Source organism: Actinoplanes lobatus (assembly GCF_014205215.1).
Taxonomy (GTDB): Bacteria; Actinomycetota; Actinomycetes; order Mycobacteriales; family Micromonosporaceae; genus Actinoplanes; species Actinoplanes lobatus.
In genome coordinates this window covers 574,071-589,272 of the sequence record NZ_JACHNC010000001.1, presented here as the reverse complement: position 1 = coordinate 589,272, position 15,202 = coordinate 574,071, and the positions used below count along the sequence as shown (strand labels likewise).

The 15,202-nt window shown below is 70.1% G+C and carries 12 protein-coding genes; all 12 read right to left on the bottom strand.

Annotation, left to right across the window (positions count from 1 at the left end):
* Positions 1–3 precede the first annotated feature (3 nt).
* Positions 4–1,176, bottom strand: coding sequence for a DNA polymerase IV (dinB, locus tag BJ964_RS02560; protein WP_188119158.1), 1,173 nt, complete (start codon positions 1,174–1,176; stop codon positions 4–6).
* A gap of 26 nt (positions 1,177–1,202) precedes the next feature.
* Positions 1,203–1,832, bottom strand: coding sequence for a carbohydrate-binding protein (locus tag BJ964_RS02555; protein ID WP_188119157.1), 630 nt, complete (start codon positions 1,830–1,832; stop codon positions 1,203–1,205).
* 13 nt (positions 1,833–1,845) lie between these two features.
* The gene (locus BJ964_RS02550; RefSeq protein ID WP_188119156.1) at positions 1,846–2,901 is read right to left on the bottom strand and encodes an ABC transporter ATP-binding protein; all 1,056 of its coding nucleotides are present in this window, start codon (positions 2,899–2,901) and stop codon (positions 1,846–1,848) included.
* A gap of 11 nt (positions 2,902–2,912) precedes the next feature.
* Positions 2,913–4,001, bottom strand: a complete 1,089-nt coding sequence (locus BJ964_RS02545; RefSeq protein ID WP_188119155.1) for an ABC transporter ATP-binding protein — start codon at positions 3,999–4,001, stop codon at positions 2,913–2,915.
* A 55-nt stretch (positions 4,002–4,056) separates the two neighbouring features.
* Positions 4,057–5,037: an ABC transporter permease gene (locus tag BJ964_RS02540; RefSeq protein ID WP_188119154.1), complete on the bottom strand. Its 981-nt coding sequence runs from the start codon at positions 5,035–5,037 to the stop codon at positions 4,057–4,059.
* Between the two features lie 139 nt (positions 5,038–5,176).
* Entirely contained in the window at positions 5,177–6,919 is a 1,743-nt protein-coding gene (locus BJ964_RS02535; protein ID WP_188119153.1) for an ABC transporter substrate-binding protein, read from the bottom strand.
* Between the two features lie 35 nt (positions 6,920–6,954).
* Entirely contained in the window at positions 6,955–7,971 is a 1,017-nt protein-coding gene (locus tag BJ964_RS02530; RefSeq protein ID WP_188119152.1) for an ABC transporter permease, read from the bottom strand.
* A 600-nt stretch (positions 7,972–8,571) separates the two neighbouring features.
* Positions 8,572–9,477 carry a TIGR03619 family F420-dependent LLM class oxidoreductase gene (locus BJ964_RS02525; RefSeq protein WP_188119151.1) on the bottom strand — a complete coding sequence of 302 codons (906 nt, stop codon included), beginning with the start codon at positions 9,475–9,477 and terminating at the stop codon, positions 8,572–8,574.
* A gap of 85 nt (positions 9,478–9,562) precedes the next feature.
* Positions 9,563–12,292, bottom strand: a complete 2,730-nt coding sequence (locus BJ964_RS02520) for an EAL domain-containing protein (protein ID WP_229806685.1) — start codon at positions 12,290–12,292, stop codon at positions 9,563–9,565.
* A gap of 88 nt (positions 12,293–12,380) precedes the next feature.
* Entirely contained in the window at positions 12,381–13,037 is a 657-nt protein-coding gene (locus BJ964_RS02515; protein ID WP_188119150.1) for a response regulator transcription factor, read from the bottom strand.
* A gap of 2 nt (positions 13,038–13,039) precedes the next feature.
* Complete coding sequence (locus BJ964_RS02510) at positions 13,040–14,134, bottom strand: sensor histidine kinase (protein ID WP_229806686.1); 1,095 nt, start codon at positions 14,132–14,134, stop codon at positions 13,040–13,042.
* A gap of 102 nt (positions 14,135–14,236) precedes the next feature.
* Positions 14,237–15,193 (bottom strand): DNA polymerase domain-containing protein, encoded by a 957-nt coding sequence (locus BJ964_RS02505; RefSeq protein WP_188119148.1) that lies wholly within the window; start codon positions 15,191–15,193, stop codon positions 14,237–14,239.
* Positions 15,194–15,202: the final 9 nt, after the last annotated feature.

Below are 15,202 nucleotides of genomic sequence, written 5' to 3'. Positions count from 1 at the left end.
GCCTCAGTCGGACAGCAGGGGAACGGACGGGTGCAGCTCCCGGCCCACCATCGCGGCGCGCTGGAGGGCGGCCGAGCCGAACCGGTCGCGAATCCGGTCGACCGCGGCGTCCAGCCCCGCCTCGCGCGGCTCCTCGAAGGGCAGCTCCAACTGCACGGCGCCGGCCCCGTCGAGGTTGCTCACCGCCACGCCGACCAGGGTCAGCCCGCGCTCGGCGATCAGCGGCGCGGCCTCGTGCAGCAGCTCCACCGCCACCCGCAGGATCGTGCCGGTCCCCAGGGTGGCCTTGAGCAGACTGCGGGACCGGGTGGCCCGGGTGAAGTCGCCGAACCGCAGCCGCAGCGTGATGGTGCGCCCGGGCCGGTGCGCCCGCCGCATCCGCCGGCTGACCCGGTCGACGAGCGCGCCCAGGGTGGCCTCGACCTCGCTGGACGACAGCGACCGGGAGAGCGCCGACTGCGCGCCGATCGAGCCGCTGCGCCGCCCGGTCTCCACCCGGCGCGGGTCCCGGTTGTGGGCGAGCGCGTGCAGGTGCCGGCCCGCGCCGGCCCCGAGCATGGCGACCAGGGCGGCCTCGCCGATCCGGGCGACGTGGCCCACCGTGTGGATCTGCCGCTCGCGCAGCCTGGCCGCGGTGACCGGGCCGACGCCCCACAGCTTCTCCACCGGCAGCGGATGCAGGAATGCCAGCTCCCCGCCGGGCGGCACGACCAGCAGCCCGTCCGGCTTGCCCACTCCGCTGGCCACCTTGGCCAGGAACTTGGTGCGCGCCACGCCCACGGTGATCGGCAGCCCGGTGCGGGCGCGCACGTCGGCCCGCAGCTGCCGGGCGATCTCCTCCGCCGTGCCGCGGATCCGGCGGAGGCCGTCGACGTCGAGGAAGGCCTCGTCGATGGAGACCGGCTCGACGATCGGGGTGGTGTCCCGGAAGACCTCGAACACCGCTTTGCTGGCCGCCGCGTAGGCGCTCATCCGCGGTGGGACGACGACGGCCCACGGGCAGAGCGCCCGGGCCCGGCCGAGGCTCATCGGGGTTCGGACGCCATGGGCCTTCGCCTCGTACGACGCGGCGAGCACCACACCGCCGCCGACCAGGACGGGCCGGCCGCGCAGCGCGGGATCGTCGCGCTGCTCGACCGACGCGTAGAACGAGTCCAGATCGGCGTGCAGGATCACGCCGCCAGATTAGTACAGATGTTCGATCAGTGGTCGAACTGGAGCCAGTTCAGATTCACGAACTCGGCGCCCTCGTCCGAGGTGAACGTCACGAAGACGGTGTGCGTCCCGGTCACCGGCTTGAGCACCGCGGTGTCGGTACGCCATTTCTGCCAGTCACCGGTGTTGCTGACCGACAGCTCGCCGACCGGGTCGTTGGTCCGGCTGTCCAGCCGGATCTGCACCCGCCCGGTGGTCCCCGCGCCGGACGCCACCCGGATCCGGGCCGCCGTCGCCGGCACCGCCCCGAAGTCGAAGTTGTCGAACCGCAGGTAGTCGTCCCGGTTGATCCAGCCGACGTTGTCCCCGCCGCCCTCGTCCTCGGTGGGCTGGGTCTCGACGCCGGCCAGTTCGGTCGCCGCCTCGGCCTGGAGCACCGGGTACTTCACCGGGACCGGCTCGGCGGAGGCGGGCGTGGCCGATGGCGTCGCCGGCGGTGTGGTGGCGCCCGGGGTGGCGACGGTCTGCCCGGTGAACACCGGGTCGGCCGGCGTGTCCTGCCAGCGCCCGAGCAGGTAGCCCACCAGGACCAGACCGGCGCCGCCGAGCGCGAGGAGCGCCCGGCGGCGGTTCTGCCACGACCTGGTGCGATAGACGGTCGGGGATAGATTTTCCACTCGGCCAGGGTAGTCAGGCCGTTTCGGCCACGATCGACTCGGTCGGAGGCGCGGCGAAGTGGCACGCGGTGTGCAGCTTCTCCGTGTGTTCCAGCAGGGCCGGGTCCTGCGTGGCGCAGATGTCCTCGGCCTTCCAGCAGCGGGTGCGGAAGCGGCAGCCGGACGGCGGGTCGACCGGGCTGGGAACGTCGCCCACCAGGCGGATCCGGTTCTTCGGCGGGACACCACGGACCACCCCGATGTCCGGCACGGCGGAGAGCAGAGCCTGGGTGTACGGGTGGTTCGGCTTCTCGTACAGCTCGTCGCGCGGACCCTCCTCGACCACCCGGCCCAGGTACATGACCGCGACCCGGTCGCAGAAGTGCCGCACCACGCCGAGGTCGTGCGCGATGAAGACGAAGGCGATGCCCAGCTCTTTGCGCAGGTTCTCCAGCAGGTTCATGACCTGCGCCTGGATCGACACGTCCAGGGCGGAGACCGGCTCGTCGGCCACGATCACCTTGGGCCGGGCCGCCAGCGCGCGGGCGATGCCGATGCGCTGCCGCTGGCCGCCGGAGAACTCGTGCGGGTAGCGGTTGTAGTGCTCCGGGTTCAGGCCGACCATCTCCAGGAGCTCCTGGACCCGCTTGAGCTCGCCGCTCTTCGGCACCATGTCGTGGGTGCGCAGCGCGGTGCCGACGATGGTGCCGACGGTGTGCCGCGGGTTCAGCGACGAGTACGGGTCCTGGAAGATCAGCTGGATCTCGCGGCGGTACGGCCGCAGTTGGCGCTCGTTCATGTGGGCGATGTCCACGCCCTGGAACTTGATCTGCCCGCCGGTGGGCTCGAGCAGCCGGGTGATCAGGCGGGCCGTGGTGGATTTGCCACAGCCGGACTCGCCGACCAGGCCCAGCGTCTCGCCGGGCTGGAGGGTCAGGCTGACCCCGTCGACGGCCTGGACCCATTTGTTGCCCAGGGCGAGGATGCCCTCACCCTTGATCCGGAAGTGCATCTTGACGTCGTCGAGTTCGAGCAGCGGTGCGCCCTCGACCTTGCGAACGCCCGATTTGGCAGCGGTGGCAGCGGTCATCGTCGTGTTCCTTACGGCAGCCGGGGCAGGACTTCGGCCTCGAACACCCGGTCGGGGTCGTGGAGGTGGCAACGGGAGGCACGGCCGGTGTCGGCGGTGCGCGCGATCAGGTCCGGCCGCAGCGTCCGGCACAGGTCGTCCTTCACCCGCTCGCGGAACTCGCACCGCGGGTTGAAGGAGCAGCCGCTCGGCATGGCGAGCAGGCTCGGCGGCGAGCCGGGGATCGGGTGCAGCGGGCCGGGCGTGCCGGAGACCGCCGGGATGCTTTCCAGAAGACCCCAGGTGTACGGGTGCAGCGGCGAACCGAGGATCTTCTCGACCGGGCCGTGCTCGACCGCGTTGCCGGCGTACATCACCAGGATGTCGTCGGCGATCTCGGCCACCACCCCGAGGTCGTGGGTGATGAAGACGACCGCCGAGCCGAAGTCCCGCTGGAGGTCGGCGATCAGGTCCAGGATCTGTGCCTGCACGGTCACGTCGAGGGCCGTGGTCGGCTCGTCGGCGATCAGCAGCTTCGGGTCGTTGACCAGCGCCATGGCGATCATCGCGCGCTGCCGCATACCGCCGGAGAACTCGTGCGGGAACTGGTCCACGCGGCGCTTCGGGTTCGGGATGCCGACCCGGTCGAGCATCTCGATGGCCCGCTCCTTGGCGGCCTTCTTGGAGGTCCGGTTGTGCGACCGGTACGACTCCATGATCTGGTCGCCGATGGTGAAGTACGGGTGCAGCGAGGACTGCGGGTCCTGGAAGATCATCGCGGCGTCGGCACCACGGAACGACATCATCGCCCGTTCCGACATGCCGACGATCTCCTTGCCGCCGACCTTGATCGACCCGGTGATCTTGGTCGACTTGCGGTCGTGCAGGCCCATCACCGCCATGCTCGAGACACTCTTGCCCGAGCCGGATTCGCCGACGATCGCCAGTGTGCGGCCCAGCGGCAGGGAGTAGCTCAGGCCCTGCACGGCCTTCACGACGCCGTCCTGGGTGGGGAAGTGCACGTGGAGGTCGGAGACCTCGAGGTAGGCCTGCTCGTCCGCCGATCGGGCCCGGGGTGTCCGGGTCACCGTGTGCGGGGCCCGGACCGTCTGGTCGCTCATGCCTGTGCCGCCTTTGTGGTGCGTGCCGTGGTGGGGTGGGGGTGGCCGGCCGGGGTCATCCGAGCCGGACCCGCGGGTCGAGGAAGGTGTAGACGATGTCGACGACGAGGTTCATCAGCACCAGCACCACCGAGCCGAGGAGCACGGTTCCCATCAGCACCGGAAGGTCGTACTGGTAGAAGGCCCGGATGCTGAGCAGGCCCAGACCGGGGAGGCCGAAGATGCTCTCGGTGAAGATCGCGTTGGTGAGCTGGAACGCCACGTCCAGGCCCAGGATGGTGACCACCGGGGTCAGACCGGCCCGGACGCCGTGCCGGTAGACGACCCGCCGCTCGCTGATGCCCTTGGACCGCGCGGTGCGGATGTAGTCCTGGCCCAGCGTCTCGATCATCGAGGCTCGCGAGTAGCGGGTGTAGGAGGCGGCGTTCGTCAGGCCCAGGGTCATCCAGGCGGCGAGCAGGCCGCTCGCCCACGCCCAGGGATTGGTCAGGAGCGGGGTGTACTGCGCCGGCGGGAACACGGTCGCGTACAGGGCGACGAGCAGGGCGACCACGAAGTACGGCACCGAGTTGACGAGCAGGCTGGTACCGACGGTGACCTTGTCCATCGTCGAGCCGCGGTTCTTCGCGGCGAGGGTCCCGGTGAACACGCCGACACCGAAGTACACGATCGCGCCACCGAGCACGATCGACAGGGTCACCGGCAGCGCGTCCGCCAGCATCTTGGTGACCGGCTGGCCGAGCGTGTAGGAGTAGCCGAGGCAGGGCGCCGGGCACTCGGTCACCACACCACCGGCGGTGGTGTAGGTGCGGCCGACGACGATGCCCTTCATGTAGAGCCCGATCTGGGTGATCGCCGGCTCGTCCAGGCCGAGGCTGTCGTTGATCGCCTCGATGCGTTCCGGAGTACAGCGGTTACCGCAGATCACGCCCGCCGGGTCGGTCGGCGCCAGGAAGAAGAGCGCGAAACTGGCGATCAGGGTGACGATCACGACCGAGATCGCGCTCGCCAGCCGACGCAGGATGTAGAACAGCACCGCGGTTTCCTCCGGATGACACAGACGCGGGTTCAGGGGCGCCGGCCGGGATCACCGGCGGCGGGAAAGAACGTTGTGAGCCACCACGGTGGCCCGGCCCATGTTGGGGGACCGGGCCACCGTGTTCAGTACTGGTGGATCAGCTCTTCAGGAAGACGTTGGTGAAGAGCGGCATACCCATGGTGGGGTCGGCCTCGACGCCACCGACGTTGGTGCCGATCACGACACCGAACTTCGTGTAGTAGAACGGGATCGCGGCGTACATCTTCATGACCTCCTCGTCGAGGGCGGCCCACTTGGCGGTGGACTCGTCGACCGGAAGGTTCGCGACCTCGTCGATCTTGGCGTCGAGCGCCGGGTCCTTCAGCTCGCCCATGCTGGTGCCGGCGGCGATGCTCTCGGTCTTGAAGAGGACCGGGAGCCAGCTACCACCGGACGGCCAGTCGGAGCACCAACCACGCGGGCCCTGGGCGATGTTGACCGGGGCGTCGTAGTCGTTGATCTTGCTCCGGAGCTCGGCGGTCGGGACACCGATCGCCTTGACCGCGAAGCCGGCCTCCTTCAGCGCAGCCTCGCGGACCGCGGAGACCTGCTGCGGGATCGGCTTGGTGTTGTCGTAGAACCAGCTGAGCTCGAAGCCGACCTTGCCGGCGGCCTCCAGCAGCTTCTTCGCGGCGGCCGGGTCACCGGTGCCCTCGCCGTCCAGGTCCTCGACCGGGGTGTACTTCTGGTAACCGGGGACGCTCGGCGGCATGAAGGTGGTGGCCGGCTGACCGATGTAGTCGTTGATGCCGGCGGCCTTCCAGGTCTGGTCGTACGGCCAGGCCTTGGCGATCGCCTTACGGACCTCGAGCGGCACCTGGGTGGTGTCGATCTGCCAGGTGTAGGTGCAGGGCGACTCACCCTGGACGAACTGCCCCTTCTTCTCACCGGTCAGCTGCGGGATGAGCGAAGCGTCGACGTCGGTGTAGTTCAGGGCGCTGGCGTCCGGGCCGTTGCTGTTCAGGACCTGCTGCTGGGTCTTGACGTCGTCGCCACCCCACTTGAAGGTCCAGCCGTCGAGGTACTGGTGCTTGACCGGGTCGGTCGCGGCGTTCCAGTTGTCGTTCTTGACCAGCTTGAGCTCGCTGCCCGGGGTGTAGGAAGCGATCTTGTACGGGCCGCTGGCGATCGGCTTGTTCTTGTAGTCGGCCTTGGTGTCCTTCGCCTGGGGGATCGGCGAGAACATCGGGAACGACATGTAGAACGGCAGGTCCGGGAACGGCTTCGCCAGGTTGATCTTCAGGGTGTCGGCACCCGAGACCTCGACACCGGCGTAGTCGGTGCCGCTGGTGTACGGGCCCTTGTACTTGTCGCCGTCCTTGAAGTAGGACAGCTGGTACGCGGGACCGTTGGCGAAGACGTCGTGGGCGAACGAGCGCTTGATCGCGTACGCCAGGTCCTCGATCTTGATCTCGGAGCCGTCCTCGTACTTCTCGCCGGTCTTGAACTTGAAGGTCCAGGACAGCTTGTCAGCGGAGACGGTGCCGACGTCGGTCAGGTCCGGCACGAGGACCGGCTTCCCGTCGCGGATGGCGAACTGGGTGGAGGTACGGAAGAGCAGCTTGCCGATCTCGTTCGAGTCGACGTAGTAGATGTCGGTCGGGTCGATCGTGTTCGGCGTGGACTGCGAGTAGATCGTGATCTCGCCACCCTTGCGGGCGCCGGGGACCTCGGGCGCGGGGCCCTTGGCGTCGGGGTCGATCGCCGCGGTCTGGGTCGAGATCTTGCCGGTGTCGTCCGACTTGTTCTCGTCGTTGTTGGACGACGGGCTGCCACAGCCCGTCAGGCCCAGAGTCAGGGCGGTGGCCGCGGCCGCGGCCATTCTCAAACGCCTCGCCATTTCTCCTCTTCTCATTGCCGGCAACGTGCGCCGGTTCACCGTCGGGTACGGGGGTCGAAAGCATCCCGGATGGCGTCGCCGAGCAGGCTGAGCGCCAGGACCAGGATGGTGATGCCGATCACTGGAACCCACAGGAAGATCGGGTGGGCCCGATAGAACGTCACCGCGGTGGAGATGGTCAACCCCCAGGAGGGGGTGGGCTCGACCAGTCCGACACCGAGGAACGTGAGACCGGCTTCGGTGACGATGTACGTCGGAAGTGCGATCGAGGACGAGACGATGATCGGCCCGACCAGGTTCGGCAGCAGCTCCTTGAAGAGCACCTTGTGGGTGGGCACGCCGAGAACCCGGGCGGCCTGGATGAACTCCCGCTCCCGTAGGGAGAGCACCTCGCCGCGGATCAGCCGCGCGAGGCTCGCCCACCCGAAGATCGACAGCACCAGGATCAGGCTGAAGAATCGGACCTGGGCGACCTGTTGCGCGTCCGCGTTCTCCGCGGTGCCGACGAAGATGGAGAGCAGCACCGCCGGGACGGCGATGGCGAAGAGCAGGTAGGGCAGGCTCAGGACGAAGTCGATGATCCAGGAGAGGACCCGGTCGACCCAGCCGCCGGCGAATCCCGCGATCAGGCCGACGGCCACACCGATGATCGTCGTGATGACGGTGACCAGACCGGCCACGATGAGTGACGGGCGGGCCCCGTAGACCCAGCGGGCGAAGAGGTCGCGACCGAGGCGCGGCTCGATGCCGAACCAGTGGTCGCTGGTGATCCCGATGGTCGGGTATCCGTTCCGGTCGACCAGGTCGATGTTCAGCGAGGTCGGGTCCTGACCCTCGATCTTGGCCAACAGTGGCGCGAAGATCGCGATGAACACGAAGAGCAGGAACACACCCAGGCTGACCATCGCGACCTTGTCGCGGCGCAGCCGGGACAAGGCGATGCGAGTCGGTGACTTGCCCTTCGCGGTGTTCGGGGAAGTCTTCGACGGAGTCGCCGGCTCGGATGAGAGCGGCGTTCCCGTCAGCGCGGGGTCATCGATCAACGGTTCCACGCTTGTAGTTCACCTCCATGGACGGACACACCTCACATGCGCCGTGCGTGAGAGGTATTCGGATGCTGCGGTTGGCAAACGTAGTCGGGAATCGGGCCGTAGGAAATGAGTTGACGCATCGAATGAATAACAGAGGGCGGGCCCGAGCATATGGATTAGGTCATACCATCGCCCACGGAAGTACTCCTCAAAACCCCAAATTTACCACCATACCGGCATGTAGTGGGTTGGTTTCGTGGGCGTTTTGTCGGCTATGGAGATTCGGCGGGCAATCGTACGGTTGCGCAGAGTCATCGAAGTGGCGGGCCTGGAATGTCGCATCACCGTTTCTTCAGCGTTTCAAGATCATGTCTTCGAGGGTCGTTCCTCCCGTGGGTCCTGCGGCCTGCGGGGGTCATCGCCGGAAGATTTACGGTCGGTGACCACCGCTGCCGTATATAGACGCGCTCCTCGGGGTGCCCGCCCGGCCCGAACGGGACGCGCTCTCCGGCCGGCCGGGCGACAATTCGGCAACCATTTCGGCCATCGAAAGCCGCCATTGATGGCCGGCCGGGCACGACACGAGCACCGGACCGGCCTAATGGCAACGGTCCGGAACGGTCAGCCGCTGGGCGCGAGCGCGGCGAGGATCTCGGCCCCGAGATCCGCGGCCGCGCGCGGGTCGGCCTCCGGTCCGCCGATCCGCGGGTCCCAGTTGGGCTCGTAGAACAGCTCCGTGGCGCCGGCCTCAGCGTACCTCTCCGCTCCCGCCCTGATCTGGCCCCAGGTCCCGGACAGCGGAATCGCCTCGTCGCGCCGCCCGGCCTGGACGACGCCACGTACGACGATACGCACCGTGTCCGGGTCCCGTCCTGCGGCCTCCGCCGCTTCGCGGACGATCCGCACGCCCCGCTCGATCTCCGGCAGGCTGGTCCGGCTGCTGCTCACCCAGCCGGCCGCGATCCGCCCGGCCCGCCGCAGCGCCACATCGGCGGTCCCACCGAGCAGCACCGGTGGGCCGCCCGCCTGTGCCGGCGCCGGCGCCATCCGGCTCGGCGGTACCTGGTAGAAGCGGCCCGAGTACTCGGCCTCATCCCCACTGAACAGCGCCTTCAGGACATCCAGATACTCCTCGGTGCGTGGCCCGCGCGGCTTCGGATCGGACCCGGTGGCCACGAACTCCGGCTCCGACCAGCCGGTCCCCAGTCCCAGGTCGAACCGTCCCCCGGACAGCAGGTCCAGGGAGCCGGCCTGCTTGGCCAGATAGGTGGGCGACACGTACGGCAGGTTGATCACCGAAACCCCGAGCCGGATCCGGGACGTGGCGGCGGCGGCCCAGGTCAGCGCGACCATGGGATCGAGCACACTGTGGTAGATCGGCGCGAGATCCTGGTCCCGCCCGACGAGCAGTCGCTGAAACGCCCAGAGCCCGTGATATCCGAGCTCCTCGGCCCGGCGGGCGATCGTGGTCAGCGTCTCCGGTTGCGCCCAGGCGCCAGAAACCGGACATCCGAAACTGATGAGCATGCGCGTCAACCTAAACCTGTGCCGCGTCTCGGCCGCGGCGCATCTGCCGGGTCCTTCTCCGAGGACCTTCTCCGGTACGCCTGGGTCAGGCGGGTGTGTGTGCTCCTTCCAGGAAGAGGCGGCCGGCCTCGTCGGCCGGGACCGGGCGGGAGAAGTAGTAGCCCTGGGCGAAACCGCAACCCATCTCCCGGAGGGCCGCGAGCTGGCCGAACTCCTCGATGCCCTCGGCGACGGTGGCCATGCCCAGGCTGCGGCCCAGGCGGACGATCGTGTCGGTGAGGGCGGTGTCGTCGGCGATGACGCCCAGGCGTTCGACGAACGAGCGGTCGATCTTGAGGGTGTCGACCGGGAAGCGGCGCAGGTAGGCCAGGGACGAGTAGCCGGTGCCGAAGTCGTCGATGGCCAGGGTGAGGCCGAGCGCCTTGAGGCGGACCAGTTGCTCCAGGTTCGCCTCGGTGTCGGTCATCAGGACGCTCTCGGTCATCTCCAGGCAGAGACGGTCGGCGGGCATTCCGGTCTCGGCGAGCACGGCGGCGACGGTCTCGGCCAGGTCGGCCCGGTCGAACTGGCGTACCGAGACGTTGACCGACATCTTGAGCGGGCGGCCGTCGGCGCCGGCCGACCATTCGACGGCCTGACGGCACGCCTCGTGCAGTACCCAGCGGCCCAGCGGCACGATCAGGCCGGTGGCCTCGGCGATCGGGATGAAGTCCAGCGGGTTGATCATGCCGCGGGTCGGGTGCGGCCAGCGGACCAGCGCCTCGAAGCCGACCACCCGGCTGGTCTCCAGGTCGACGGTGGGCTGGTAGTGCAGGCGCAGCTCACCGTTCTCCAGGGCGGCGCGCAGGTCGGCCTCGAGTTCCAGGCGCTCGACCAGGCCGTCGCGCATCCGCGGGCGGTAGGTCGCGAAGACGCCGCCGCCGACCGCCTTGGCGTGGTGCATGGCCAGGTCGGCGTTGCGCATCAACTGCTCGGCCCGGTCACCGTGCGTGTCGGCGGACTCCTCCAGCAGGTCGGTGCCGGCCAGGCCGACGCTGGCCCGTACGTAGATCTGCCGTGCACCGAGCATGACCGGCGCGTCCAGGTCGCCGAGGATCCGCCGGGCCACGTCCTCGGCGCCGTCGTCGCCGGTCAGCAGCACCCCGAACTCGTCGGCGCCGAACCGGGCCACCAGATCGTCCTCGCGGAGGCAGCCGCGCAGCCGGTCGGCGATACGGACCAGCAACTGGTCGCCGGCCAGGTGCCCGAGACTGTCGTTGACCCGCTTGAAACCGTCCATGTCGAGGTGCAGCACGGTGGCGGTGGCGCCGCTCTCCAGCGTGGCGGCGGTCCGCTCACGGAACAGGGCACGGTTGGCGAGCTGGGTGAGCGAGTCGTGGTACGCCTCGTGGACGAGCTGCTCCTGGAGCTCCATCCGGTCGCTGATGTCCCGGGTGTTCAGCACGAAGCCAGCCACGTGCGGGTCGTTCACCAGGTTCGTGATGATCGCCTCGGAGGGCCGCTTGCGCCCGTCCTGGTGGGTGTGCACGACCTCGAGGGTGACGCTGGCGAACGGGCGGGCGGCGACCTGCCGCATCGCCTGGGCCAGCCGCATCGCCACCTCGGCGTCGACCAGGTCGGTGTAGCGGCGGCCGACGAACACCGCCGCCGGGTAGCCGAACACGCGCTGCATCGACTCGGACTGGTAGCGGATCACCCCGGAGCTGTCGATCACCGTGATCACATCCGAGCTGTGCCGGATGAGGGCGTGGAAGTGCTGCTCACGGGCGTACAGCTCGGCGGTGCGGTCGGCGACCCGGGTCTCCAGGCCGCGGGTCAGCGCCCGGTTCTCCAGCTGGGTGAGCAACTGCCGGCCGACGAGCAGCAGGATCAGGAAGGACCTGCTGAGGGACACGAACCGGTGGCTGAAGCCGGCTTGCAGCTGGAAGACGACGCTGGTGCCCAGGGCGGACAGCACCAGGAGGTACGGCAGCATGGCCGCGGTGCTCCACACGGCCGGCGGCAGGTTCAGCGGGGTGTCGGCGGCTACCCGGGGCCGCAGCGCGCCCATCGTGATCAGCGCGTAGCCGGCCAGCCAGCCCAGGTGCACGACCGGCCCGGCGCCGAAGTCCTGGACCAGGTACAGATAGACGTGCCCGGCGTCGGCGACCGCGAAGGCGAGCATCCCGGCGCAGACGAACGTCAGGTCGGCGCCGAAGCCGCGCCGGTCTCGCCGCAACGGCAGCATGTAGGCGACCATGGTGGCGATCACGATGTCGGCCAGCGGGACGAACAGCGTCAGGTAGAAACGTGGCCCGTGCGCGCCGGCCTGGAGGTCGTCCATGACGAAGATCCAGGAGATCAGTACGAGCGACGTCGCGATCAGCAGGCCGTCGAGGACGCTGCGGATCCGATTCACCAGGGGCTGGGCGGCGCGCGGCATGGTCAGCAGCGCAACCGGGATCAACAGGCCCAGCCCGACCAGGCCGATGTCCTCCGCGCCCGGTTGCGCCAGGGCGTCCGGCAAGCCCGGCACCCACCTGCGGGCGAGCCATGCGAACTGGGCGACACCCCAGGCCAGCAGCCCGGCGGCGAGCAGTGTCCAGCTCCAGCGAGCCCGGCCGGTGAAGGCGAGGGACCGCCACACGCAGGCGCCGGCCGCGATCACGGCCCCGGCCAGCAGGGCCCAGGTGCCGATGGCGCCGGCCGTGGCCGTGCCGCCGGCCCTGCTCGCCACCAGGACGGCGACGACCAGGAACAGGGCTCCGACCGCGACACAGTGGCGGGCCCAGCGACGCAGCGCGCCAGGATCCATGGCCGTACGGTCTACCGCCATCCGCTCACCCCTTTCCGGTCCCCCACCGTGCAGTGGTGGTAACCGGGTCATCGGGCCGGGGCAGCCGGTCTTGAGGAGATCCCGCGGGTCAGTTCCCGACCAGGCCGTCCTGGAACGCCACGATCACCAGCTGCACCCGGTCGCGGACGCCCAGCTTGGCGATCGCCCGGGTGACGTGGGTCTTCGCGGTCAGCGGGCTGATCACCAGCTCGCGGGCGATGTCGTCGTTGGAGAGGCCGGTGGCGACCAGCCGGACCACCTCACGCTCCCGCTCGGTGAGCACCGCCAGCCGGTCGCCGCCGGGGGACGCGGCCGCCGGGACCGGGCGGTGGGCGAACTCACCGACCACCCGGCGGGTGACGCTGGGGGAGAGCAGCGCGTCCCCGGCGGCCACCACCCGGACCGCGTTGCGCAGCCCGTCCGGGTCGATCTCCTTGGTGAGGAAGCCGCTGGCCCCGGCCGCGAGGGCGGCGAACACGTACTCGTCGGTCTCGAAGGTGGTCAGAATGATGATCTTCGCGGGGTGGAAGCCGAGGATCTGCCTCGTGGCCGTGATGCCGTCCATCCCGGGCATCCGGATGTCCATCAGGATCACGTCGGGACGCAGGGTACGGGCGGCGCGCACCGCCTCGTCACCGGTGGACGCCTCGCCCACCACCGTGATGTCCCGCCCGCGCCGCAGCAGACTGCGGAAACCGGCGCGGACCAGGTGCTGGTCGTCGGCGAGGAGCACCGAGATGGTCATCTTCACTCCGTGATCGGGATCGTCGCGCGTACCGTGAATCCGTCCTTGACCGGACCGGCGGTGAGCGCGCCGCCGAGCGCGGCCACCCGCTCCCGCATGCCGGCGATGCCGTGTCCGTCGGACACCGGTCCGGCCGCCGTCCCGTCGTCGTGCACGTCGACCAGGACGCTCCCGGGCGCGTAACGCAGGGTGACCCGGACACGGGTGGCGCCCGCGTGCCGGACGGTGTTGGTCAGCGACTCCTGCACCACCCGGTAGACGGCGGCGGCCACCGGCGCCGGCACCTCGACCGGGTCGCCGACCTCGTTGAACGACACGTCCAGCCCGGCGTCACGGACCCGGCCGATCAGCCGCTCCAAGCCCGAAAGCGCCGGCAGTTCACCTTCGCGCAGCACGCCGACCAGCGCCTTCAGGTCGGTCATGGCCCGGCCGCGGACCTCCTGGGCCAGCTTCAGCGAGGCCTTCGCCTCCTCCGGCTCCTCGTCGAACGCGTCCAGCGCCACGTTCAGGTGCACGCCGACCACGGCCAGCGTGTGCGAGACCACGTCGTGCAGGTCACGGGCGATCTCCACCCGCTCCTCGGCCCGCCTCCGGCGCGCCTCGAGCCGCCGCCGCTGCTCGTCCTGGGTGATCCGGTGCGCCATCTCGGCACGCCAGCGGAGCGTGTTCCGGTACGCGGACGCGCCGGCAAGCGCGGCGGCCACCCACAGCGCCTCCCCGCCGAGGTGGGCGAGCACCCAGTCGGGCGAGTGCGGCTGGACGAAGGTGTCCCAGGTGAGACCCCAGAACAGCATGAGCGCCGAGGCGATGATCGCGGTCCGCGGCCGCCCGGCCAGGACCAGCGCCACCAGGGCGGCGGTCGCGGGCCACAGCCAGCCGGCCGTGATGAGCTCGGCCACCCGCCAGGCGGCGACGGTGCAGAAGGAGATGAGGAGCACGCCGAGCGGCCACCGCCGGGCGGCCAGGACCAGTCCGGCCAGGCCCACGGCGAGCGTGCCGACCAGGACGGTCTCGCCGAGCCCACCGGTCAGGGCGAGCCCGGTCGGCACACCCACCAGGGTCAGGACGGCGGCGGTGCGGGTCAGGTTCGTCGTCATGCCGGGGACGCTAGGTTCGCCGGGCGGGGCGGCGCGTCCTACCGCCGCTGTCAACCGCATCGACGCCTCCCGCGTACCGGCCTACACCGATCGGTGTAGACCCTAGCTCTCGCCGGCGGCCTCCCGGCGTGCCCGGGCGCGGCGCTTCCCCTCGTGCATGGCCTGCACCCGGGCCACCGGGATGGTGTGTCCCTCGGCGACCAGCCCGGGGTCGAGCCGCTGCGGGGCGGGCATGCCGGCCGCCCACGGATCGCGGTCGCCGAGCAGGCCGGGCACGGTGTGCAGGGTGAAGTCGGCGGGCGTGACCCGGTCCAGGTCGTCCCAGCCGACCGGGAACGAGACCGGCACGCCGGGCCGGGCCCGCGGGCTGTACGCCGCCGCCACGGTGGCCCCGCCCGCCCGGGTGGCGTCGAGGAACACCCGGCCGTGCCGGTCCTCCCGGATGAACGCGGTGGTGGCCAGTTCCGGGTCGAGACGCTCGGCCCGGGCGGCGACCGCGCGCTGGGCGGCCGCCACGTCCTCCACGGCGGCGCCCTCGGCGAGCGGGACGAAGACGTGCACGCCCTTGGCCCCGCTGGTCTTGACCGCCCCGGACATCCCGATGTCGGCGAGCGCCCGCCGGACCAGCCGGGCGCCGGCCACGGCCAGCCCGAAGCCGCCGTCCTCCGGCGGGTCCAGATCCATGATCAGGTGGGTCGGGTGGGTGGATCCGGCGGTCATCAGCGCCGGGTGGTACTCCACGGCCCGCTGATTGCCCAGCCAGTAGAGCGTGCGGCGGTCGTTGGCCAGCGGGTAGGTCACCTCACGGTGCGACGAGCCGGCCCAGACCGTGGCCCGGGGCACCCAGTCCGGCGTGTACTTCGGCAGGTTCTTCTGCATGAACCGGTCCTGGCCGCGGAGCACCCGGATGACCGAGAGCGGCCGGTCCCGCAGCACCGGCAGGAACCGGCCGGCCATCGCGTCCAGGTAGTCGATCAGGTCCCGCTTGGTGGCCCCGGCTCCTCCGAACAGCTCCTGATCCAGGTTGGTCAGCGGTACGCCGTCACGTTCCTCACCCATGCACCCATC